This window comes from Rathayibacter sp. AY2B7 (assembly GCF_002931635.1).
Lineage (GTDB): Bacteria > Actinomycetota > Actinomycetes > Actinomycetales > Microbacteriaceae > Rathayibacter.
The window spans coordinates 10,932-33,245 of sequence record NZ_PSUC01000024.1 but is presented as its reverse complement, the minus strand read 5'-3'; the positions used below and the strand labels follow the sequence as shown (position 1 = coordinate 33,245).

Here is a 22,314-nt window from a genome sequence, read left to right as displayed (position 1 = left end):
GCTGCAGCGCAGTCCGTTCCGGCAGGCAGCCAGGACCGCTGCCCGGAAGACGCTCGCGGTCCTGCCGGACGACGTGGCCGCCCGCGCCGGCGCGGTCGCCTCCCGGGTGCACTTCCTCGAGAGCGAGGAGGAGGCGATCGTCCCGGCGGAGTTCGCGACGGCCCTCCGAGCGGATCGTGTCGTCCGGCTCCGCTACCGCGACAGCAGCGGCGCGGAGTCGGTCCGAGACGTCGAACCGCTCGGCTCGATCGGGAAGGAGGAGCACTGGTACCTGATCGCGTGGTGCCGACTGCGGGAGGGGTCAGGGCGTTCCGCGGCGACCGGATGCTGTCGGTCGAGGTGACCGACGAGAGGCCTCCGCAGCGCACCCTGCGAGCCGAGGACCTCGCGCTCCAGTACGGACGGCTGCGGTCCGTCGTCAACGACTGACCTGCTCGGGGGACGGCCGCCGCGGACCTCGCGGAGTCGCGGACGATCTGCGGAAACACCGACAGGACGGTGTCGCGACGACCGGCGAGCCTGGTGCCATCACCTCATCCCGGCCCTGAAGGAGCCCCATGTCGTTCACCTCCCTCCGCATCGTCACCGACGACCTCGACGGCCTCGTCGCCTTCTACGAGCAGGTCGTCGGCCGACCGGCCGAGCGCCCGGCGCCGGTCTTCGCGCAGTTCACGGGAGCGGGTGCGACCCTCGCGATCGCCCACACCTCGACGGTCGCGATGCTCGACGGCGCCGTCGTCCCCGCGTCGAACCGCTCCGTCCTTCTCGAGTTCGAGGTGGCCGACGTCGACCGCGCCTTCGCCGAGCTCGCACCCCGGAGCGAGGACGTGGTGCTCCCGCCGAGCACCATGCCGTGGGGCAACCGCTCCACCCTCGTCCGCGACCCGGACGGGAACGTCGTCAATCTGTTCAGCAGGCCCGCGGGCTGATCGGGCGCACTCCGTCGGTCCGAGCACGCTCACGCCTGGCCGGTGGGACCCGACAGGGATCGCGGAGACCACCAGGGATCTTCTCTCGCGACGCGATCCTCCCGAGCCGGCGTGGCCTCGGGCCGACCGCGACCGGTCTGCGGTTCGCAGGCGGGAACACGGCGACTCCGTCCAGCGTGACGTCCCGACCGCACTCCGACCGTCGGGACGGCCACCCGCCGCCGGTGTCCTCGGCGGTACCCTCGCGGCATGACCTTCGTGAACGTCGGCACCCTCGGGGCCGTCCCCGGCAGACGCGACGAGCTCGTCGCCGTCCTCACCGAGCACAACGACGACCTCGTCGACGCCGGCTGCCTGCTCTACGAGGTCGGGGTCGACGACGAGCAGCCCGACACCGTCTTCGTCGTCGAGCTGTGGGAGAGCGCCGAGGCGCATCGGGCCTCCCTCGCCCTCCCCCGGGTCCAGGCCGCGATGGCGACGGCGCGCCCGCTGCTCAGCGGCGCCTTCGGCGGCTACCGCTTCGACGCAGCAGGCTCTCCCCTCCGGAGCTGACTCGCGCCGAAGGCCTGCCGGCCGTCGGCACAGGCCGACCTGGAGTGAGCGGGCCGTCCGTCAACGGAAGACCTCTTCCTCTCCCGCCACCCCGACACCTCGAAGCGGAGCACCGTGATCAGCACGTTCCTCGTCGACCACGCCGCGCTCGTCCCGATCGCCTTCTGGATCGCGGTCGCGGTGGTCACGGCGATCGCCTGGCTGCTGCACCGGCGCGGCGCGGTAAGGACTCTTCTCGTCCTCGCCGCGCTCGCCTTCGTCGTGGGGATCGCGCTGACCGTGTATCCGCCCGACGGGACGCCGCGGGTCTTCTGCACCGTGCAGTTCTCGGTGCCGTTCGACGGCATCGACACCCTCGCGAACATCGCGCTCCTGCTCCCCGGGGCCCTGCTGCTCGCGGTCGCGGTCGGCCGGCCCCTGCTCGTCGCCGCCGCCGTCTCCGGCCTGTCCGCCCTGATCGAGCTGGTCCAGGCGGGCGTTCCGGCGATCGGCCGCTCCTGCGACACGAACGACTGGTTCATGAACACCATCGGCGCAGTCCTCGCCGCGCTCCTCGCGGCCCTGATCCTCAGAGGGGAGAAGCGGCGCGCACATCGGCGCGCGGCCCGCTGACACCGTCGGCGACGCCGCCCTGTTACATGTCGGCTCGGTTCGGCGAGAAGAAGCCCTCTCCGTCCGGCAACGAGGTCCAGGTCGTCCGGCAGAGGGTTCGTGCGCCCCCGCGGCGCGGTGCGGCGCCTCACCGTACGCCCTCCACCGACGCGCCGGAAGGGGCGCTCGGCGACCTCGACCTCCTAGGCCTCGTCCGTCCTGCCCGAGCCTGCGATGGAGGGCGCGCCGGGCACAGTGCGTCCCGCCCGCTGGATGCGCGCCCGCACCAGCCGCTGCAGCAGCGCGGGGTAGAGCTGGACGGCGATCGTCGACCCGAGCAGCCAGGCCGCGCCGCCCGTCGCACCCGTGACCGTCGCGGCGAGGGCGAGCGCGACTCCGACGGCCGCGCACGCGAGGTGAACCGCCTCGGAGCGGCGGGTGTGCTGATCGAGAGCGGCCAGCCCCGCGCGCGTGCCGTCGAAGCCGCGCTCGCGGGTGACGAGGCGGTTCCACCCGACGACGTCGAGCAGCCGGCCGAAGACGCCGACCCCGAGCGCCCGCAGCAGCGCCGGCTCGCGGCGACCCACGTCGAACCAGGACTGCTCGAGCGGACGCGTGCGCGCACCGAAGGTCAGGGCCGCCCAGCTGGTGAGGACCATCTGCGCGACCGCGGCGAAGACCGGATGCGAGGGTCCGATCGCGGTCCAGCCGGCCGCGAGGAGGGCGGCCGCGAGGACGGTGGGAACGAGGGTCCGGATCATCTCCGCTCCCTCCTGCTCGTGCTGCGTTGCTCGAGGCCAGTCCAGCAGATCCGCGGCATCCGTGCGCCGCGTCCTCCTCCGGACGCCCGCGCCGGGCATCCACCGCCTTCTCGGCACCGCTTCCTTGACACCGCCGCCGGCCGGTCACCATCATGCAGTCACGACCGGCGGCGGCGCGCCACCGGCGTCCCGACAGGAACGGTGCACCGATGCCCACCATGCTCTTCGTCAACCTGGCCGTCGCCGATCTCGCCCGGGCGAGGGCCTTCTACGAGTCGCTCGGCTACTCGATCAACGAGGGCTTCAGCGACGAGAACGCCGTCAGCGTGGTGATCAGCGACACGATCACCGCGATGCTGCTCACGCGGGAGTTCTTCGCCGAGTTCACCAGCAAGCCGATCATCGACGCCACCACCTCGACCGAGGTGCAGCTCGCCCTCAGCGCCGACAGCAGGGAGGAGGTCGACACCCTCCACGGCAGGGCCCTCGCCGCGGGCGCGACCCCGGCCGGCGAGCAGGACCACGGTTTCATGTACTCGAAGAGCTTCGACGACCTCGACGGCCACCACTGGGACTTCGTCTGGATGGACCCGGCGGCTGCGGCGGGCGGTGCGCCGGAGCTGTCCGTCGAGGAGATCCGGGCGAACACGACGCACAGCTGAGGCACGATCCGCGGACTCCGAGCGGTCGACCTCCACGACCCGCGACGGCGCCCTGGCAGTCACACTCCGTCACGATCCGGCGCGCACTCCCCTCGGCCTGACAGGCTCCCGGCATCCGCCTTCCGGGCGTCTGGACAGGAGCACACCGTGACCATCACTGCACCGGCGAACACCGCGACCACCGCTGGGGCGACCACTGCGGCGAGCGCCGCGACCTCGACCCCGGCGCCCGCACCCCGTGCCTCCGCGGCGGCCGGCTTCTCCACGCGCCAGGTGCACGCCGGTGCCGCGCCCGACGGCGCCCACGGGGCGCGCGTCACTCCCGTGCACCTCAGCGCCGGCTTCGTGTTCGACAGCTTCGAGCACGCCCGCGAGCGGTTCGCCGGCGAGGACGAGGGCTATCTCTACACCCGCAACGGGAACCCGACCACCGAGGAGGTCGAGCGCCGGCTCGCCGATCTCGAGGGCGGCGCCGAGGCGATCCTGGTGGCGAGCGGCCAGGCGGCGACCGCCTCCGCTCTCCTGGGGATCCTGCAGGCCGGCGACCGGGTGCTCTCGTCGCGCCGCCTCTACGAGGGCAACCGCGGGCTGCTGGTGCAGAACTTCGGGCGGCTCGGGATCGGCGTGGACTTCGTCGACGACGCGTCGGACCTCGGCGAGTGGGAGCGGCGGATCGGGCCCGACACCCGGGTCCTCTTCGGCGAGCCGATCCCCAACCCGAAGAACGATCTGCTGGACCTCCCGGCGCTGGCCGCGATCGCGCACCGGCACGGGCTGCCGTTCGTGGTCGACAACACGCTCGCGACTCCCTACCTCCTCCGCCCGATCGAGCACGGGGCCGACGTGGTCGTGCACTCGACCAGCAAGTTCCTCGCCGGGCACGGCTCGGCCCTCGGCGGCGTGATCGTCGACGCCGGCACGTTCGACTGGGCGGCGCGCCCCGCGCTCTTCCCGCACCTCAATCAGGAGGAGCGGTCGTTCGGCGGGCGCAGCTGGACCGAGCAGCACGGCCGGCGCGCCTTCGTCTCGTACACGCGGGACATCGTGGTCTCCCGCCTGGGACCGACCCCGTCACCGCTGAACTCCTTCCTGCTGCGGCAGGGCGTCGAGACGCTGTCGCTCCGGGTCGAGCGGCACTCGGCGAACGCCCTCGCCGTCGCCCGCTTCCTCGAGGAGCGGCCCGAGGTCGTGTCGGTCGACTACTCCGGCCTGGAGTCGAGCCCGTCGTTCGCCCTCGCGCAGCGCCTGCTCCCCCGCGGGCAGGGCTCCGTCTTCTCCTTCACCGTGGCCGGAGGGGAGGCGGGCGCGGCCGCCTTCATCGACGCCGTCGAGCTGTTCAGCCACATGACCCACCTCGGCGACGTGCGCTCGCTGGTGCTGCACCCCGCGTCGACCACCCACGCCGGCCGCACCTCCGCCGAGCGGGCCGCCGCCGGGATCCACCCCGGGCTCCTCCGGCTGTCGATCGGGATCGAGGACGTCGACGACCTCCTCCGCGACCTCGAGCGCGGGCTCGCCGCGGTGCGCGCACGCGCCCTCCCCGCACTCGCGGAGGTGTGAGCATGGCTCGCCGTCAGCACTTCGGCTGGTTCTTCTCCCGGGGCTTCGGACCGCAGGGATGGGGGCACCCCTACCGGGAGTGGAACCACGACTGGACGAAGCCCGGCCTCTACCAGCAGTCGGCCCGCGAGCTGGAGCAGGCCGGCTTCGAGCTGATCGTGATGGAGGACGCCGTCTCGCTCGGCTCCCCGGAGACGCTCGACCTGCGGGTGCGGGGAGCGTACGGCGGGCCGAAGCACGATCCGCTCCTCCTGGCGCCGTACCTGTTCGCGGCGACCGAGCGGATCGGGCTGGCGCCGACGATCAACGCCGGCATCACGCCCCCGTACCTCGCCGCCCGGCAGGCGGCGACGCTGCAGCACCTCAGCTCCGACCGCTTCGGGATCAACCTCGTCACCGACGTCGGCAGCGCCCGCCACGTGGGCCTGGAGCCGCTGTCGCACGACGCGGCCTACGACCGGGCGGACGAGTGGATGGCGGTCGTCCGCCGGCTCTGGCACAGCTGGGGCGAGGGCGCGCTGATCGCCGACCCCGGGTCGGGCCGCTACGCCGACGGCACCCGAATCGACGCGTTCCGGCACCGCGGGGAGCACTTCCGCGTGGACGGCCCCCTGAACGCCGTCCCCTTCGCGAACGGCGACCCGATCGTCGTCTCCCCCGGCGGCTCCCCCCGCGGGCTGGCCTTCGCCGGCACGCAGTCGGACGTGCAGCTCGCGCTCGCCCCTCTGGAGGCCCGGGCGGTGCGCGACTACCGGGCGCGCGTGCTCGCCGCGGCCGAGCAGCACGGGCGGACGGCGGACGACCTGCGCGTGCTCTTCGTCGTGAAGCCCGAGATCGTGTCGAGCCCGGAGGAGGCCGCGCGCGTCGTCGAGGCGTCGCGCCACCCCGACGAGGACGCGCTGCGGCGGATCGCGCTCGGCTGGTCGAGCGACCTGGAGACCGACCTCACCGGGCTGGACCTGGACCTCCCCGTCCCGCGGTCGGTGTTCGGCGAGCACGTCTCGCACGGCACCATCGCCGGCCTGTACGGCGGCACGGAGGACGCTCCGCTGCGGGAGCTGCTGATCAGGAAGGCACGCAAGGGCCGCGTCGTCGAGCGCGCCGGCTTCGTCGGCACCGCGGAGGAGTTCGCCGACTTCGTCGAGGAGCTCGGCGACGACGGCGGCAGCGACGGGCTCCTCCTCTCCGGGGACCTGCACCCGGTCACCCTGCACCGGATGCTCGACGACCTCGTCCCCGTCCTGCGCCGCCGCGGGATCCTCCGCGACGAGCTCGCTCCCGGCGGGACCCGCGCCAACCTCTTCGGGACGTAGGGGACCCGCCCCCGCCCCTGTCCCTCCTACCGATCGGCCGATCATGACGAACGAACCCGCCTTCAGCATCACCCTCACCCCCTTCGACGAGGACTACTCGCCGGCCCAGAGCTCCCGGATCACCACCAACTTCGCGAATCTGGCCCGCGGCGAGCGCCGCCGGGAGAACCTCCGGACCGCGCTGCGGATGATCGACGACCGGTTGAACGATCTCGTGCCGGGCGACGATCCGAGCCGCGGCCGCTACACGGTCGGGCTCGACATCGTCTCCGTCGGGCTGCGGCTCACCACGGACGGCGAGGACCGGGAGTTCCCCCTGCTGGAGGTCCTGCGCACCCGGATCCTCGACCGCCGCACCGGCCGATGTCAGCCGGGGACACTGGGGAACAACTTCTCCTCCTACCTCCGCGACCACGACTTCAGCGTGCGGCTGCCGGCGGTCAACGCCTCGCAGGCCGGCTTCACCGTCCCCGACGACTTCGGCGTCCTGCACGGCGCGCTCTTCCAGCACTTCCGGGACTCCGCGCAGTACGCGGAGCTCTCGTCGACGCCGCCCGTCATCTGCATCAGCGTCTCGACGAGCAGGACGTACCGGCGCACCGGGACCCTCCATCCGATCCTCGGCGTCGAGTACCGGCAGGACGAGCTCTCGCTGACCGACCGGTACTTCGCGGAGATGGGCCTCGGGGTCCGCTTCTTCATGCCGTCCGGCAGCACGGCGCCGCTCGCGTTCTACTGCGGCGGCGACCTGCTGGAGGACTACTCGGACCTCCAGCTCATCGCCACGATCAGCACGATGGAGACGTTCCAGAGGATCTACCGGCCCGAGATCTACGGCGCGCGCTCGGCCGCCGCCGACGTCTACCGGCCGGACCTGGAGCAGCAGGACTACGTGCGGCCCGCGGTCTCCTACGACCGCGAGGAGCGCGGCCGGCTCGCGGTCGAGCAGGGGCGGTTCGCGGAGGAGCACCTCATGAAGCCGCACGGGGAGCGGCTGCGGCAGTGGGCCGCCGGGTACGCGGGAGCGGTCCGATGAGCGCCCGCGTGTCCTCGACGTCCCTCCCGCTCCTGCCCACCTCGATCGCCGGCAGCCTGCCGAAGCCGTCGTGGCTCGCGCAGCCGGAGACCCTGTGGTCCCCGTGGCGGCTGACCGGCGACGCCCTGGCCGAGGGCAAGCAGGACGCCCTGCGCGCCGCCGTCCACGAGCAGCACCACCGGGGCCTGGACATCGTCAGCGACGGGGAGCAGACCCGCCAGCACTTCGTCACGACGTTCATCGAGCACCTCACGGGCGTCGACTTCGAGCGGCGCGAGACGGTCCGCATCCGCGACCGGTACGACGCGAGCGTGCCGACCGTCGTCGGCGCCGTGGGCCTCGAGAGGCCCGTGTTCGCCGACGACGCCCGGTTCCTGCGCGAGCAGACCGATCAGCCCATCAAGTGGGCGCTGCCCGGCCCGATGACGATGATCGACACCCTCTCCGACCGGCACTACGGGAGCCGCGAGAAGCTGGCGTGGGAGTTCGCGACCATCCTCAACGAGGAGGCGCGAGCCCTCCAGGACGCCGGAGTCGACATCGTCCAGTTCGACGAGCCCGCCTTCACCGTCTTCTTCGACGAGGTGCACGACTGGGGTGTGGCCGCGCTGGAGAGGGCGGCGGAGGGACTCCGCATCGAGACCGCGGTGCACATCTGCTACGGCTACGGGATCAAGGCGAACACCGACTGGAAGGCGACCCTCGGGTCGGAGTGGCGGCAGTACGAGGAGTCGTTGCCGCTCCTCCAGCAGTCCTCTCTCGACATCGTCTCGCTGGAGAGCCACCACTCCCATGTGCCGATGGAGCTGATCGAGCTCGTCCGCGGCAAGAAGGTCATGCTCGGAGCGATCGACGTGGCGAGCGGGACCGTCGAGACGCCCGAGGAGGTCGCCGACACCCTGCGACGCGCCCTCCGGTTCGTCGACGCGGACCTGCTCCTCCCCAGCACGAACTGCGGCATGGCGCCGTTGCCCCGCGACCTCGCCTGGGGGAAGCTCAGCGCGCTGAGCGCGGGAGCGGCGATCGTCCGCGAGGAGCTCGCGCCCTGACGGGCCTCTGGGGAGACGGGTCGCGGCCGGCCTGTCTCCCCGGACGTCCGCCCGCCTCCGCTCGCGCCTCCCGGTCGGATGACTCGTTCCCACCGGCACGTCTCCGGCGGCGTCCCGAGCGCAGTGACGACGAGCCGAGGCGCGAGGGCCGGGCTCCCCCGCCGACGGTCTGCTCCGAGAGTCGTCCGACGCTCCCCGCGACGTCCCCGGCCGTGATGGACTTGCCCGCATGATCATCTCTCCGCGCGAGTCCGCGCACGACACGAAGGCAGGCGTCTGATGGCCGAGGAGCGCGCGATCCTGGCGGGCGGATGCTTCTGGGGGCTCCAGGAGCTCATCCGCGACATGCCGGGCGTCTTCAGCACCCGCGCCGGGTACGCCGGCGGCAGCACGCCGAACGCGACCTACCGCCACCACGGCGACCACGCTGAGGCGGTCGAGATCGAGTTCGATCCCGAGCAGCTCTCCTACCGCGACCTGCTCGAGTTCTTCTTCCAGGTGCACGACCCGACGACGAAGAACCGTCAGGGCAACGACATCGGCACGGCCTACCGCTCCGTGATCCTCTTCCTCTCGCCTGAGCAGGAGAGGGTCGCGCGTCAGACGATCACCGAGATCGACGCGTCGGGCCGCTGGCCCGGACCGGTCGTCACCGAGGTCGAGCCCGCGGGAGAGTTCTGGGACGCCGAGGAGGAGCACCAGGACTACCTGCGCAAGCACCCCGGCGGCTACACCTGCCACTGGGTCCGGCCGAAGTGGGCGCTCGACGCCTGATCCCGGTCACGCGGGACGCGGGGCCCCGGGCTCCGCTCCCGCGGGCACGGGTCGCGTCCGGTGTGCGAAGAGCAGCACGACGGCGAGCGCCGAGAGCACGAGGGCCGGCGTCGGAGCCCAGGCCGGGGCGAGCGTTACGGTCGCCGCTCCGACGACGGCCCCGCCCGCGAGGCTCGCGACGATGAGCGCCTGCAGGGTCCTCGATCCGGACGAGCGCTCGGCGAGCTCCTGCATCAGGCTCGTGAGCGTGCCCGTGACGAACGTCGTCGTCAGGCCGGCGGCGCCGGAGATCCGCTTCGCGAGCACGGTCTGCAGCCCGAGCGCCGCCGCGCTGGTCGCGATGAACGCGCAGTCCACGAGCAGCGACGTGCCGCCCTGCACCGTCGGCCAGGCGACCGCGACGGCGAGTTGGAGGACGACCCCCACGAGCGCGATCGAGCGGAGCGGACGTCTCCCGTCGCCGGTCGACGGCGTGCGCGCCCGGGTCGTGCGGAACCCGGCGTAGACCGCTCCGGCGAAGAAGACGATCGCCGTGACCGCTCCGGCCGCGGTCGTCAGCCAGGCGGAGCGGGGGTACAGCCCCAGCAGCACCAGGTTGCCCGTCATGTTCGCGGTGAAGATGCCGCCGAGCAGGAGGAACGCGAACGCGTCGGTCGCGCCCGAGGCGATGGCCAGCAGCACCAGGGCGAGCCTGAGGCGCGCGGGGCCGGTCACCGCCGTCACGCGCGGCCCTCACCCATGGAGCTGCCGCCAGGTGACGATCTGCTCGCCGCGGAGCTCGTAGCTCCCGAAGCAGCGGAGCCAGTGGCCCTCCCCCGGGTCCGAGCGGAGGTGCAGGGCGTGCTCGGTGAGGACGACGCTGCCGGCGACGGCGATCGTGACGAGGGCGATCCGGATCTCGGTGAACGCCCGGTGGACCTCGTCGCACATCTCGAGGACCCGCGCCCGCCCCGCGATCTCCTGCGAGCTCGACGCGCTGTAGACGACCTCCGGATGCAGGAACGGGATGAGCTGGCGGCTGTCGCGAGCGCTCCACACCTCGAGGAAGTCGCGCACGACCAGCTCGTTCTCGATCATCGCGACGCCCCGCACCGACGCGTCCTGCCAGCTCTCGGCCATGGGTCCTCCCGCCGTCCTCGCACCGACACCCGTCGATGGCGACGAGCATGCCCGAGACCGCCCCGGGCGCCTACGCGTCGGATGACCCGATCTCCCCGGCGGCGGACTCACCGCGCGTGCGCCGTGGCCAGCTCGCCCCAGTGCGTCGTCGCCCGGAGCGAGAGGGCGTCGCGCTTCATCGTCCACACCGGCCCCGTGCGGATGCCCGCCAGTCCGAGGCCGACCGCGGACCGGCCGTGGCGCTTCGTCACGGCGTCGATGGTGGCGCCGAGGCCCTTCGTGTCGAAGGCGGTGTCGAAGATCTCGAGCAGCGCGTGGGAGTTCCGAGGCGACAGGTTCGTGAGGATGACGCCGGCCCGCACGTAGCGCGCGTTCTCCCGCAGCCGCGGGCGCAGGGTGCCGATCGCGGCCCTCACCATCGCCACCGGGTCGTCCGTGGGGACGGGGAAGCCGGCCAGGCCGCCGGCGGACTCGTAGGGCGCGTCCGCGAACGGCGACGTCGACGCGAACACGCTCATCGTCCTGGTGACCGACTCCTGCGCGCGGAGGCGGTGGGCGGCGCGCTGCGCGTAGACGGAGAGCACCTGCTCCATGTCGCTGATCGTCGTCACGGGAGTGGCGAACGACCGGGAGAAGATCAGCTGGTCGCGGACGGTGCGGGCGGCCTCGAGGGGGATGCAGTCGACGCCGCGCAACTCGTAGACGGAGCGCTGCAGGACGACCGAGAACTTCTTGCGGATGAGCGCGGGGTCCGCGTCGCGGAGGTCGCGGACGGTGTGGATGGACAGCTCCGCGAGACGCTTCCCAGTGCGGCCGGCGACGCCCCACAGCTCCGTCACGTGCTGCGAGGCCATGAGCGCGTCGAGCTGCTCGGGCGTGTACCAGTCCGTGTCGCAGACGCCCCCCCAGCCGCGGGTGCTTCTTCGCTCCGCCCTTGTTGACGAACTTCGCGAGCGTCTTGCTCGGCCCGAATCCGACGCAGACGGGCAGCCCGACGTTCTTCGCGACCGCCGCCCGCATCGCCCGGCCGATCTTCGCCCGCTCCGCCACGTCGCCGTCGACGCCGAGGAAGGACTCGTCGATCGAGTACACCTCCTGCCAGGCGGAGTAGCGGCCCAGCAGCTCCATCACGCGCGCGGAGAGCTCGCCGTACAGCTCGTAGTTGCTCGATCGGGCGATCACCTCCGGGAGACGACCGGAGCGGAGGAGCGGCTCGATCTGGAACCAGGGCGTGCCGTTCTCGATCCCGAGCCTCTTCACCTCGTCGGAGCGAGCGACCACGCAGCCGTCGTTGTTCGAGAGGACGACGACCGGCCTGCCCGCGAGCCTCGGATCGAACAGCCGCTCGCAGGAGACGTAGAACGAGTTCACGTCGACCAGGGCGATGCGCCGCTCAGAGCGCACGGTGCAGCCGGTGGAGGCAGACGGTGACGACGCCCCACACCTGGAGGTCGCTCAGCTCGGCGACGTGGATCGGCGGGTACTCCGGGTTCTCGGCCCGCAGGACCACTCCCCCGGGGTGCAGCTCGAGGCGCTTGACGGTCAGCTCGCCGTCGAGGATCGCGATGACCACGCTCCCGTGCGTCGGCGTGATCGACCGGTCGACCACGAGCTCGTCGCCGTCGCTGATGCCCGCGCCGACCATGCTCTCGCCCGAGACGCGGACGATGAACGTCGACGTCCTGTCGCGGATCAGGTGGTCGTTGAGGTCGAGGGACCCGTCGAAGTAGTCCTGCGCCGGCGACGGGAATCCCGCCGCCACGGCCTCGCTGGTGACGAGGAAGGTGACGGCGACGGCGTCCGAGGCCGGAGTCGCGATGCGCTCCACGACGGTCACGCCCATGGTCGGCTCCCTCCTCGTGGTATCGAACGTGTGTTCGAACGCGTCCGAGTGTAGGTCGGGGGCACCGACATTCGAGAGGCGCCCGGCGCCGTCCTGGACCGCCGGCGAGGAGGATCACCGGCGACGCCGCTGGGCGCACGGAGGAGTGGCGCGTCGGCCGACGCGAGTCCAGCGTCGTGTCGGCGATCTGCAGTCGGAGCCGGTGCACCCGCAACCGGGGTCCAGTGATGGCTGAACTGATCGGCGTCGCGGGCGAGCGGGGCGATGTCCTCGCGTTCGAGGCGGGGCGGCGGTCGGAGTTCCACGACAACGACTGCACCGCCCCACTGGTCGCCGCGAGCCTGCGGTACCTCCCCAGGCCGCGGAATGGGCGCCTTTGGGCCGGTCGAGCCGACTGGCCGCCGCGTCAAGTACGACCGTTCTCGGACTCGCCTCTGTATCGCTCAGCACGTGACTAAATGACGGCGGCGGAGGTCTGAACGAGACGCGCGCCTGTACGCGGGACGGTCGCCGTGCTAGACGTATCGCAGGAGCAGCGTGGCTCCGCGTGACGAGAGGGGCATCGTGGGAGATGACGACGGGCTCATGCGTCAGGCCTGGGGGCTCGTGTTGCAGTGCCGTACCGCGGCTGAAGCGCAGAGCATGCTCGCGCGTCGCTGGTCACTGGTCAATTTCTGGGTCGGATTACCTGCAGCGATTCTCGCTGCGGCGGCGGGGGCCGCCTCGTTCGCGGAGCTCGCTGGACCCGTGGTGGCCGGGGTGCTGGCTACAGCCGCCGCCGTGCTCTCCGCGTCTCTCCTTTTCCTGCAGCCAGCAACGCTCTCGGCGCGGGCCGCCGTAGCAGCGAACAAGTATCGAGCTACCACCGATTCCGCCACGCAGTTGGTCAATGAGGCCGGCAGCCTTGCCCGATCAGAGGCGTCGTCATGGCTGGCCAGTCTGGTCGCGGAGAAACAGCGGACGAATGAGGCTGCCGACCTTCCACCTCGCGGGTTGTGGAAGCGGGCCGTGAAAGAAGCCTTAGAAACCAGCGACGGTGTCTACTACTCGTGGACCAACCACCTGATGCCCGAAGATCTCCAAGCGCTGCACGATCGAAGCCGTGCTCGTCGGCGACGGGTGTGAGGACCCGCGTTCCCGAGGCATCACGGCCGTGACCCCCGAGCCCGACGACGAGCCAGCGAACCGGGCACCGAGAGGTCCGCTGCGGAGGCTCGCGAAGAGGCCGTCGCATCGCTCTCCCAGATGGTCGGATCCGTCGTCGTCGCCCGCGCGGTCGCCGATGCCGATCCGGCGCTGTCCGACGAGATCCTCGAGGCCGCGCGCAAGCGGCTCACGCGGCGGTAGGACGGTCGACTCGCGCACTCGCCTCGAGCCCTGGCCCCGTCGTGATCCGCCCGCGGCACCTCTTCCGAGATCGGTTCCGGATCGGTTTCCGGATCGGATGAACGCTCGCGCGCTCCGGACGGTATCCCCTTCCGAGCCGCCGATCTCCGGCGACCGCAAGTCTCGAGGAGTGCACGATGACCAGGAACATCAGAGTCGGTATCGCAGCTGTCGCCGTCGCGGGCGTGATGGCGGTGGCACCCGTGCTCGCCGGTGCGAGCAGCGTCGCTCCCGCCGCGGCGACCAGCGACTCCAGCAGCGCGTCGGACAGGAACCTGATCAACGCGGTCCGCTCCGTGGCGGCGAAGCTGCGGGTCGTCGGACTCTCCGACGGCGGCACGAAGCTCGTGCAGTTCAACCCGACCAAGCCCGGCAAGGTCACGAGCCGCGTCGCCGTCACCGGCCTCACCGGCGGCGACACCGCGCTCATCGGCATCGACTACCGGGTCCAGGACGGCGCCCTCTACGGCGTCGGCGACAACGCGGCGAGCGCCGGTGTCTACTCCATCAACCCGTCCACCGGCGTGGCCACTCAGGTGACCCGTCTCACCGTGGCACTGAGCGGCACCTCCTTCGGCGTCGACTTCAACCCCGCCGCGAACGCGCTCCGCGTGGTCAGCGACACGGGCCAGAACCTCCGTCAGCCGTTCGCCACCGCGGGCGCCGCGACGGTCGCCGACGGCACGCTCAGCTACGCCGCGCCCGCCGTGGCCACCGGTGTCGCCGGGGCCGCGTACACGAACAACGACCTCGACGCGAACAGTGCGACCACCCTGTTCGTCCTCGACACGGCCCTCGACCAGATCGCCATCCAGTCCCCGGCCAACGCCGGCACCCTGGCGCCGACCGGGAAGCTCGGCCTCGACGCAGCGGGTGCGACCGGCTTCGACATCTACTCCGTCCTCCGCAACGGCAGCTCCATCGGCTCGGTCGGCCTCGCCGCCGTCAACGGGTCGCTCTACGAGATCGGACTGCTGAACGGCACGGCGACTCCGCTCGGCACCATCGGGGCGAACGTCACGGACATCGCCGTCCCGCTCGTCCAGCGCTGACCCGAAAGGCTCCCGGCGACCGCGCCCCTGCCGACCGACGCTCCCGGTGAGCGCCGGTCGGCAGGACGCCGGTCGGCAGGACGCTCCGGCGGGCCGCCGGGGCCGAGAGCCCTCGTCGGAAAGTTCACTCAGCTATGCATCACCGTTCACCCACCGACGCGGCGATGAGGAGTGAGATGAGCGTGCCCCTTCTCGGGGCCTCACCTCTCAAGGAGCCCACGACGTGACACGACTGTTCCGCTCCGCGAACCGCGGACGCTCCGCTCTGGCCCTCTCGGCCGCTGCTCTGGTCTGCGCCGCCGCCCTGGCCGCACCCGGCGCCGCCACTGCCGTCGGTGCCGCCGACCTCTCCGCCACCGGCGGAGCCGCCCGCATCTCCCCGGTCGACGCCGACCTCTCCGACTCGCTGCGCGCAGCGGTGGAGGAGCAGGACGCGAAGAACGTCATCCTCCTCATCGGGGACGGCATGGGCGATTCGGAGATCACCGTCGCCCGCAACTACCAGTACGGAGCGGCCGGCCGCTTCCCCGGGATCGACGCCCTGCCGATCACCGGCCAGTACACGACCTACTCGCTCTACCGCGCGGAAGACCCGGCGACGGGCGCCGTCAAGGGCGCCCCGGACTACGTGCCCGACTCCGCCGCCACCGGCAGCGCCTGGGCCACCGGCACCAAGACCTACGACAACGCCATCTCGGTCGACATCGACCAGCAGCGCAAGGACACCCTCCTCGAGATCGCGAAGGCGAACGGCCTGAAGACCGGCAACGTCACCACCGCCGAGATCCAGGACGCCACCCCGGCCGTGCAGGCCGCCCACGTCGACGCCCGCAGCTGCTACGGACCCGACAGCGCGAGCTGCGGCGACGACGCGCTGGAGAACGGCGGACTCGGCTCGATCAGCGAGCAGATCCTCGACACCCGCGCCGACCTGACCCTCGGCGGAGGGTCGGCCAGCTTCGCGCAGGTCGCCCGCGCCGGCGACTGGAGCGGCGAGCCGCTGTTCCAGCAGGCCGCGGAGCGCGGCTTCCAGGTGCTCGGGGACGCCACGACTCCCGCCACCGCCGCGCAGCTCGACGCGCTGACCGTCGCCGACCAGGACGCGCCCGTGCTCGGACTGTTCAACTCCGGCAACCTGCCCGTGCGCTACGCACCCACCCCGGCGACGGTCGGCGGAGCGGACGCCGCCCCGCAGACCTGCGTCGCGAACCCCGACCGTCCGGCCGAGCAGCCGACGCTCCGCTCCATGACCGAGAAGGCGATCTCCCTCCTCGACACCGGCGACAAGGGCTTCTTCCTCCAGGTCGAGGGCGCGAGCATCGACAAGCAGGACCACGCCGCGAACGCGTGCGGCCAGATCGGCGAGACCGTCGACCTCGACGAGGCCGTCCAGGCCGCGCTCGCGTTCGCCGAGGCGGACGGCAACACCCTCGTCATCGTCACCGCCGACCACGCCCACTCCAGCCAGATCGTCGACTCCACCCCGCCGACCTCGCTCAGCACCGCGCTGAAGACCGCCGACGGCAGCACCATGAAGGTGTCGTACGGCACCGCCGCCGAGGGCGGATCGCAGCAGCACACCGGAACGCAGCTGCGCATCGCCGCCTACGGGCCGGGCGCGGCGAACGTCGCCGGGCTCACCGACCAGACCGACACGTTCTTCACCATCACGAACGCGCTCGGAGTGGACCGCGACATCCGCTCGATGAGCTTCGGAGCCACCGCCGAGCTCTCCGGCTCGTCGTTCGCCCCCGGAGCCGACGTCACTCTCACCGCGAAGGGCTTCAACGGAGACACGCAGCTGATCGGCTCCGCGCCCCTCTTCACGGACCGCACCGCGACCCGCGACCTCGCCGGCGGCGGCCTCACCGTCACGGCGAAGGCGCCCGCCACGCCCGGCGACTACAGCGTCACGGTGACCGGCGACCAGACCGGCAAGGCGATCACCCTGCCGTTCACCGTCACCGAGCGCCCGAAGTCGAGCACCCCCATCACCGACAAGGTCAAGGACATCGGCGGGAAGCTGATCGACAGGATCCGCCAGCACTGAGCACTCGTCGGCCCGGCTCCTCTGGAGGAGCGCGGGCCGACGGAGTCGCAGGAAGGGCCGTCCCTCGGGGCGGCCCTTCCTCGCGTCGGGGGGGGTGTCGGCACGACCGGACCGGTGAGCCCGCCTCCGATCAGGACGCGCCGGCTCCCGGCGACCGGTCGCGATGCGGCACGGCCCCCGCGCGCTGCACGATCGAGCGGATCAGCGCTTCGAGCAGCAGCGCCGCCCGGCTCGCTGTCAGCGGAGTGGGCTGCCGATCCGACGAACCACTGCGACTCCCCTCGGAGGAACAGCCCGCTGCTCGAAAAGGTCCGGCTCATCAGAGGGAAGCGGGACTCGGCGGTCGGTGCGGTTGATGTAGAAATCGAATCCGCTGCCGTCGATCGTCCGCCGCGAGTGGAAGACGGCGCCGACCATCTCCGACGGGAGCTCGGAGGCCACTCCGGCGGCCTCGAGAAGTTCGGCGACGACATCGAGGAGGTCACCCCCTCGGAGACGGGTCGAGACGTAGGAGGCGCTGCCCGCTCCGGCCGCGCGCCGCGTCACCGCCGGCTCGCCGGCGTGCGGTCCTGTCGCGTAGCGGCGGACCACCCGCGTCTCAGGACTGCGGAGCTGGATCCCCTCGTTCCACAGGGATCCGCGCAGGTCACCCTCCAGCAGGACGTGCTCCTCCTCGAGGAGCGGGTGGAACTCCTCCACTCGGATGCCGAGGAGGTCGCGCAGAGCACCCGGGTAGCCGCCGGCGACGACGTGGTCGTTCTCGTCGGCGATCCCCGAGAAGTACGTGGTGATCAGGTTCCCGCCGCCCTCGACGTAGCCGGTCAGCTCGCGACCTGTCCGCCCGGAGACGAGGTAGAGCATCGGAGCGACGACGACGTCGTACGGGGTCAGGTCGGTGCCCGGGGTGATCACGTCCGCGCGGACGCCCGCGTCGGCGAGCGCGCGCCACCAGTCCAGCGCCTCGCGTCGGTAGCGCAGCAGCGTGCTGGGGTGCGATTCCAGCTCGCTCGCCCACCAGGAGTCCCAGTCGAACAGGACGGCGACCGGGGCCGCCTCGCGCCGGCTCCCCGCCACATCGTCCAGCCGGCGCAGCCGCTCCCCCAGCTGGACGACGTCACGGAACAGCTGGCTGTCCTCGCCGGCGTGGGGCAGCATCGCGGAGTGGAACTTCTCCGCTCCGGCGACGGACTGCCGCCACTGGAAGTAGCAGACGGCGTCGGCGCCGTAGGCGACGTGGGTGAGGGCGTCGCGCGCCATCTCCCCCGGCTGCTTGGGCTGGTTGACCGGCTGCCAGTTCACCGCGCTGGTCGAGTGCTCCATCAGGAACCAGGGCGATCCCTGCGCGACGCCTGAGGTCAGCGCCGCTGAGAAGGCCAGCTCGTCGAAGGACTGCTCCCCGGCGAAGCGGTAGTGGTCGTTGGAGACGAAGTCGACCTCCCGCGCCCAATCGTCGTAGGCGGCGTGGTTCTTGCCCTCCATGATCATGAAGTTGGTCGTGACCGGGATGTCGGGGGTGATCCGCCGCAGCACCTCGCGCTCGGCGACGAGGTACTCCTTCAGGGCGTCGGAGGAGAAACGGAGGAAGTCCAGGCGCTGGGTCGGGTTCGGCAGGGCCGCCACCAGACGCGGAGTGAGCACCTCCTCGAACGAGCTGTAGCGCTGCGACCAGAACGCTGTCCCCCACGCCGCGTTGAGGCCGTCGATGCCGGTGTAGCGGCGCTCGAGCCAGGTGCGGAACGCCCGCGTGGCGTCCTCGGAGTGGTCCCAGGCGTTGTGGCAGCCGAGCTCGTTGCTGACATGCCAGGCGACGATCGCGGGGTGGTCCCGGTAGCGCTCGGCGATGCGCTCGACGAGCCCGAGGGCGTGCGCTCGGAAGACCGCCGAGGTGGGACGCCAGTGCTGCCGGCCCCCGGGCGAGAGGATCCTGCCGTCGGCGGTGACGGGGAGGATCTCCGGGTGGGCCAGCGTGAGCCAGGGCGGCGGGGAGGCGGTCGCCGTCGCCAGATCGACTCCGATGCCTCCGGCGTGCAGCAGGTCGAGGACCTCGTCGAGCCAGGCGAAGTCCCACTGGTCGGGGGCGGGCTGGATCTTCGCCCAGGAGAAGATGGCGACGGAGACGACGTCGACCCCGGCCTCCTGCATCAGCCGGACGTCCTCGGCCCAGACCTCGCGCGGCCACTGATCCGGGTTGTAGTCGGCGCCGAAGGAGATGCGCGGGGTGCGCTCCTCGCCGGTGCGGAGCCATCGGTGGTTCATGGGAGCCTCTCGTCGGTGTCCGGGCGCAGTGAAGACGGCGACCGCGGGTCGTGTGGAATCGGGTCGGGTCGAGCGCGGGTCGAGCGCGATCAGGCGGAGCGCTGGGAGAGCGGGGAGATGACGAGCTCGTCGATCCGCACGTGGCGGGGTGCGTCGACCACGAACATCGCCGAGCGGGCGATATCGGCGGGCGCGAGCATCACCGAGCGGGCCGCCGCGCCGGGGACCTCGGGCCGCTGGCGCAGGAAGTCGCTGTCGATGTCCCCGGGGCAGAGGAGTGTCGCGCGGACGCCCGAGTCCGCCTCCTGGTCGTTGAGGGTGCGGACGACCGGCGCGAGCGCCGTCTTCCCGGCGCTGTAGGCGACTCCGGCGCCGGGCGAGGGGCGCCAGCCCGCGATCGAGGAGACCACGACGATCACGCCGGATGCGGCGCGCAGTCCCGGAAGTGCGGCGTCGGCACTGCGGACGACGCCGAGGAGGTTGGTCTGCACGACGCTCGCGAACTCCGCCATCGACTGGTCCGCCCACGCCCGCCGCGGGGTGTTGGCACCGGCGGAGAGAATGACGGCGTCCAGGCGGTCGGTGCCGGTCGCGGCGGCGATCGCCTCGACGCGCTCACGGGCGTCGTCCGCGGCGACGTCGAACGGCAGCTCGAGCGCGGTGCCGCCTGCGGCGCGGACGAGTCCCGCCGTCTCGGACAGCTCGGGCGCCCTGCGCCCCGAGAGGGCGACGGTCCACCCCCGCTCCCCCAGGGCCGTCGCGCAGGCGCGCCCCACTCCGCTTCCGGCTCCTGTCACCCAGGCGACTCGCATCTCCGCGTCCATGAGATCTATAATAAGCAGACTTTTCAGAACGACGGGGGTAGGACATGCTGATGGATCTCACGGATCGGGTCGTCCTGGTGACGGGTGGCGGCCGGGGCATCGGGCGGGCGCTCGCTGAGCGGTTCGCCCTCGAGGGTGCGAAGGTGGCGGCGTTCGACGTCGCCTTCCCGGAGGACGCGCCGGAGGGCGTCCTCCGGATCGAGGGCGACGTGACCGAGCCCGACTCCGTGGCGAGCGGCGTCGCTCGCGTCGCCGAGGAGTTCGGCGGTATCGATGTCCTGGTCAACAACGCGGGCATCAACGTCGAGGGCCGGGTGGAGGATCTCGATCTGGCCGCCTGGCGCCGCTGCTTCGACGTGAACGTCGGCGGCGTGTTCCTGATGTCGCAGGCGGTGCTTCCGCATGTGAAGGCCTCCGGTCATGGACGCATCCTCAACGCGGCCTCGTTCGCGGCGATCGTCCCCTCGGTGGGCGCGGCCGCCTACGGCGCATCGAAGGCGGCCGTCGTGCAGTTCAGCCGGGTGCTCGCCGGCGAGCTGGGGCCGTGGGGCGTCACGGTCAACGCCTACGCTCCCGGTATGATCCCGAGCGCCATGAACGGTTTCGAGACGATGCCCCAGGCGGCTCAGGACCGGCTGCTCGACACGCTGACCCTCCGCCGCTGGGGCACCGCCGACAGCATCGCCGATCTGCTCGTGTTCCTCGCGAGCGACGCCGCCGACTACATCACGGGCACGCTCATCGACGTGAGCGGCGGAAAGCTCGCCACGCAGCTCCCGCAGCGCGCCTACGAGGGAGTGGTCCCACCCGTCTCATGACTCATCAACGCTCCCTCGTCGACACCATCGGCACCGCCATCGTCGGCGGAGATCCGCCGACGGGCACGGTGCTGAACATCGAGACGCTCACCCGCGAGCACGGCGTCTCGCGGTCGGTGATCCGAGAGGCTCTGCGCATCCTCGAGACGCTCGGGATGATAGTCGCCCGCCAGCGGGTGGGGATCACCGTCCTCGGCCGCGAGCACTGGCAGCTCCTGGATCCGCGGGTCATCGCCTGGCGGTCGCACACGGACGACGCGCAGATCCAGCTCCGCGAGCTCATGCAGCTGCGCACCATCATCGAGCCGGCGGCGGCGGAGCTCGCCGCGGTCCAAGGCACGGAGGAGCAGCTGACCGCGATCGTCCGGGCCGCCGAGGAGATGACCGCGACCTACCGCGACCGGCGCGTCGCCGCGTTCACGCGGGCCGACCTCGACTTCCACTCCGCGATCGTCGTCGCGGCCTCGAGCTCCGTCCTCGCGCAGCTCTCCGACACCGTCCTCGCCGCCCTCCGGCTGCGCTACTCCGGCAGCGTGCCGGTGTTCGACGAGGAGGGCGAGCGGGCCCTGGCCATCCACGTCCGGCTCGCCGACGCGCTCACCGCACGCGACGCCGCAGCAGCGGTCGGCCTCACCCGTGCGCTCGTCGATCAGACCCGGGGCCGCCTGGAGGAGCCCGTGGAGCACCCGGACGACGCGGTCGCGGCGACGCCGGGAGGCGGCGCATGAGCTCCGCCGTCCCCGCCTACTGGGAGGCCGCGGTGTGCATCCCGCCCGTGTCGCATCACGCCGAGGGCCCGCTCTGGGACCCGCGCGGCGACACGCTGATATGGGTCGACCAGTACGCGGGACTCGTCCGCTCCGCGACCCCGGAGGGTACGAGCTTCCTGCTCCGCCCCCCGATCGCCTTCGACGGTCCCGTGGGCGCCGTCGTCGGAGACGTGCGCGGCGGCTGGCTCGTCGCGGCTGCGGACGGCCTGTGGTCCCTCTCCCCAGAGGGCACCGTCTCCCCCGTCGTCGACGTCCTTCCGCGCGACGGCGTGCACCGGCGCATGAACGACGGGAAGGTCGATCCGGCCGGCCGGTTCTGGTTCGGCACGATGGCGATGGACAAGCGCTCGGGCGCCGGCTCCCTCTACGCCCTCGACCAGGGCGTCGTCACGGAGGCGGTCCCCGAGGTCACGATCTCCAACGGTCTGGCCTGGTCCCCAGACGGCGGCACGATGCATTACATCGACACCCCGACCCACCGCATCGACCGGTATCTCACGGAGGGGTCCGCCCTCCGTCGTGACGGATCGCTCGATCTGTCGTCGCGGCCAGGGAGCCCGGACGGCATGACGATCGACGACGAGGGGGCGCTGTGGGTAGCGATGTGGGGTGCTTCGGCAGTGCATCGCTACGACCCTTCCGGCGAGCTGATCGGTGTCGTCCACGTCGACGCCCCGCAGGTCTCCAGCGTGACCTTCGGCGGACCCGATCTGGACACCCTGTTCATCACGACGTCCCGCGAGGACTACTCTCCCGCCGATGCCGCCGCGCACCCTCTCGCCGGAGCGCTGTTCCAGGTGCGGCCGGGAGTCCGCGGCACAGCGGCCGTCCTGTACCGGCCCTGATCGCTCCGCGCCGATCCTCTCCGGTCCCGCGGAGCGCGGCGGCTGTCGCGGGACAGTCGATCGCGCCCTCGACCGCGCAGGAGAGCGCGGCGCGGGGAAGCCCCGCGCCGCGCTCTCGTATCGC

23 protein-coding genes and 1 pseudogene are annotated in these 22,314 nt (G+C 71.9%); 16 read left to right on the top strand and 8 right to left on the bottom strand.

Going from position 1 to position 22,314, the window contains the following annotated elements; translation table 11 throughout:
* The 4 genes from C5C27_RS06465 to C5C27_RS06450 form a co-directional block, all read left to right on the top strand.
* The coding region (locus tag C5C27_RS06465; RefSeq protein WP_258066527.1) for a YafY family protein at positions 1-343 on the top strand (343 nt) is incomplete at its 5' end.
* A gap of 214 nt (positions 344-557) precedes the next feature.
* Positions 558-929 carry a VOC family protein gene (locus tag C5C27_RS06460; protein ID WP_104313940.1) on the top strand — a complete coding sequence of 124 codons (372 nt, stop codon included), beginning with the start codon at positions 558-560 and terminating at the stop codon, positions 927-929.
* A 249-nt stretch (positions 930-1,178) separates the two neighbouring features.
* Positions 1,179-1,481, top strand: a complete 303-nt coding sequence (locus C5C27_RS06455) for a putative quinol monooxygenase (protein ID WP_104313939.1) — start codon at positions 1,179-1,181, stop codon at positions 1,479-1,481.
* 114 nt (positions 1,482-1,595) lie between these two features.
* On the top strand, positions 1,596-2,093 hold the full coding sequence (locus C5C27_RS06450) for a VanZ family protein (RefSeq protein ID WP_104313938.1): 498 nt from the start codon (positions 1,596-1,598) through the stop codon (positions 2,091-2,093).
* A gap of 182 nt (positions 2,094-2,275) precedes the next feature.
* Here C5C27_RS06450 and C5C27_RS06445 read toward each other — a convergent pair whose 3' ends face one another.
* Complete coding sequence (locus C5C27_RS06445) at positions 2,276-2,833, bottom strand: hypothetical protein (RefSeq protein WP_104313937.1); 558 nt, start codon at positions 2,831-2,833, stop codon at positions 2,276-2,278.
* A 209-nt stretch (positions 2,834-3,042) separates the two neighbouring features.
* Between C5C27_RS06445 and C5C27_RS06440 the strand changes: the two genes are divergently transcribed.
* The 6 genes from C5C27_RS06440 to msrA all read left to right on the top strand — a co-directional run bounded on the left by C5C27_RS06440 (position 3,043) and on the right by msrA (position 9,227).
* Positions 3,043-3,495 carry a VOC family protein gene (locus tag C5C27_RS06440; protein WP_104238888.1) on the top strand — a complete coding sequence of 151 codons (453 nt, stop codon included), beginning with the start codon at positions 3,043-3,045 and terminating at the stop codon, positions 3,493-3,495.
* Positions 3,496-3,642: 147 nt separating this feature from the next.
* The gene (locus tag C5C27_RS06435; RefSeq protein WP_258066526.1) at positions 3,643-5,055 is read left to right on the top strand and encodes an O-acetylhomoserine aminocarboxypropyltransferase/cysteine synthase family protein; all 1,413 of its coding nucleotides are present in this window, start codon (positions 3,643-3,645) and stop codon (positions 5,053-5,055) included.
* 2 nt (positions 5,056-5,057) lie between these two features.
* Positions 5,058-6,368: an LLM class flavin-dependent oxidoreductase gene (locus C5C27_RS06430; RefSeq protein WP_104313936.1), complete on the top strand. Its 1,311-nt coding sequence runs from the start codon at positions 5,058-5,060 to the stop codon at positions 6,366-6,368.
* Between the two features lie 43 nt (positions 6,369-6,411).
* On the top strand, positions 6,412-7,404 hold the full coding sequence (locus tag C5C27_RS06425; protein ID WP_104313935.1) for a putative oxygenase MesX: 993 nt from the start codon (positions 6,412-6,414) through the stop codon (positions 7,402-7,404).
* Positions 7,405-7,412: 8 nt separating this feature from the next.
* Positions 7,413-8,453, top strand: coding sequence for a methionine synthase (locus tag C5C27_RS06420; protein WP_374955274.1), 1,041 nt, complete (start codon positions 7,413-7,415; stop codon positions 8,451-8,453).
* A 279-nt stretch (positions 8,454-8,732) separates the two neighbouring features.
* Positions 8,733-9,227 (top strand): peptide-methionine (S)-S-oxide reductase MsrA, encoded by a 495-nt coding sequence (msrA, locus tag C5C27_RS06415; RefSeq protein ID WP_104226547.1) that lies wholly within the window; start codon positions 8,733-8,735, stop codon positions 9,225-9,227.
* A gap of 6 nt (positions 9,228-9,233) precedes the next feature.
* Here msrA and C5C27_RS06410 read toward each other — a convergent pair whose 3' ends face one another.
* The 5 genes and pseudogenes from C5C27_RS06410 to C5C27_RS06395 all read right to left on the bottom strand — a co-directional run bounded on the left by C5C27_RS06410 (position 9,234) and on the right by C5C27_RS06395 (position 12,189).
* Positions 9,234-9,950 carry a YoaK family protein gene (locus C5C27_RS06410; protein ID WP_104313933.1) on the bottom strand — a complete coding sequence of 239 codons (717 nt, stop codon included), beginning with the start codon at positions 9,948-9,950 and terminating at the stop codon, positions 9,234-9,236.
* A gap of 9 nt (positions 9,951-9,959) precedes the next feature.
* Positions 9,960-10,346 carry a nuclear transport factor 2 family protein gene (locus tag C5C27_RS06405; protein ID WP_104257620.1) on the bottom strand — a complete coding sequence of 129 codons (387 nt, stop codon included), beginning with the start codon at positions 10,344-10,346 and terminating at the stop codon, positions 9,960-9,962.
* Positions 10,347-10,453: 107 nt separating this feature from the next.
* Positions 10,454-11,200, bottom strand: a complete 747-nt coding sequence (locus C5C27_RS18755; RefSeq protein ID WP_308471187.1) for a DUF4113 domain-containing protein — start codon at positions 11,198-11,200, stop codon at positions 10,454-10,456.
* A 145-nt stretch (positions 11,201-11,345) separates the two neighbouring features.
* Positions 11,346-11,717: pseudogene (locus tag C5C27_RS18750) on the bottom strand (DNA polymerase V subunit UmuC); the annotation flags it as partial.
* Between the two features lie 22 nt (positions 11,718-11,739).
* Positions 11,740-12,189: a LexA family transcriptional regulator gene (locus C5C27_RS06395; RefSeq protein ID WP_104238880.1), complete on the bottom strand. Its 450-nt coding sequence runs from the start codon at positions 12,187-12,189 to the stop codon at positions 11,740-11,742.
* A 564-nt stretch (positions 12,190-12,753) separates the two neighbouring features.
* On the opposite strand from C5C27_RS06395, the gene C5C27_RS17690 reads away from it, so the two are divergent.
* From C5C27_RS17690 to phoA, 3 genes are all read left to right on the top strand, one after another.
* The gene (locus tag C5C27_RS17690; RefSeq protein WP_181133465.1) at positions 12,754-13,314 is read left to right on the top strand and encodes an SLATT domain-containing protein; all 561 of its coding nucleotides are present in this window, start codon (positions 12,754-12,756) and stop codon (positions 13,312-13,314) included.
* 398 nt (positions 13,315-13,712) lie between these two features.
* Complete coding sequence (locus tag C5C27_RS06390; protein ID WP_219812471.1) at positions 13,713-14,627, top strand: DUF4394 domain-containing protein; 915 nt, start codon at positions 13,713-13,715, stop codon at positions 14,625-14,627.
* Between the two features lie 223 nt (positions 14,628-14,850).
* Positions 14,851-16,677, top strand: a complete 1,827-nt coding sequence (phoA, locus tag C5C27_RS06385) for an alkaline phosphatase (RefSeq protein WP_258066525.1) — start codon at positions 14,851-14,853, stop codon at positions 16,675-16,677.
* A 237-nt stretch (positions 16,678-16,914) separates the two neighbouring features.
* Here the strand turns inward: phoA and C5C27_RS06380 are convergent, their stop codons facing one another.
* Together C5C27_RS06380 and C5C27_RS06375 are read right to left on the bottom strand one after the other, a co-directional pair.
* Entirely contained in the window at positions 16,915-18,933 is a 2,019-nt protein-coding gene (locus tag C5C27_RS06380; protein ID WP_104313932.1) for a beta-galactosidase, read from the bottom strand.
* Positions 18,934-19,022: 89 nt separating this feature from the next.
* The gene (locus C5C27_RS06375) at positions 19,023-19,757 is read right to left on the bottom strand and encodes an SDR family oxidoreductase (RefSeq protein ID WP_104223304.1); all 735 of its coding nucleotides are present in this window, start codon (positions 19,755-19,757) and stop codon (positions 19,023-19,025) included.
* 50 nt (positions 19,758-19,807) lie between these two features.
* Between C5C27_RS06375 and C5C27_RS06370 the strand changes: the two genes are divergently transcribed.
* Genes C5C27_RS06370 through C5C27_RS06360 form a run of 3 tightly spaced genes read left to right on the top strand, consistent with a single transcriptional unit; the run spans position 19,808 to position 22,190 of the window.
* Positions 19,808-20,575 carry an SDR family NAD(P)-dependent oxidoreductase gene (locus tag C5C27_RS06370; RefSeq protein ID WP_308471186.1) on the top strand — a complete coding sequence of 256 codons (768 nt, stop codon included), beginning with the start codon at positions 19,808-19,810 and terminating at the stop codon, positions 20,573-20,575.
* Positions 20,572-21,303, top strand: coding sequence for a FadR/GntR family transcriptional regulator (locus C5C27_RS06365; protein ID WP_104238877.1), 732 nt, complete (start codon positions 20,572-20,574; stop codon positions 21,301-21,303). The genes C5C27_RS06370 and C5C27_RS06365 overlap by 4 nt, the downstream gene beginning before the upstream one ends.
* Positions 21,300-22,190: an SMP-30/gluconolactonase/LRE family protein gene (locus tag C5C27_RS06360; RefSeq protein WP_104238876.1), complete on the top strand. Its 891-nt coding sequence runs from the start codon at positions 21,300-21,302 to the stop codon at positions 22,188-22,190. The genes C5C27_RS06365 and C5C27_RS06360 overlap by 4 nt, the downstream gene beginning before the upstream one ends.
* Positions 22,191-22,314 lie beyond the last annotated feature (124 nt).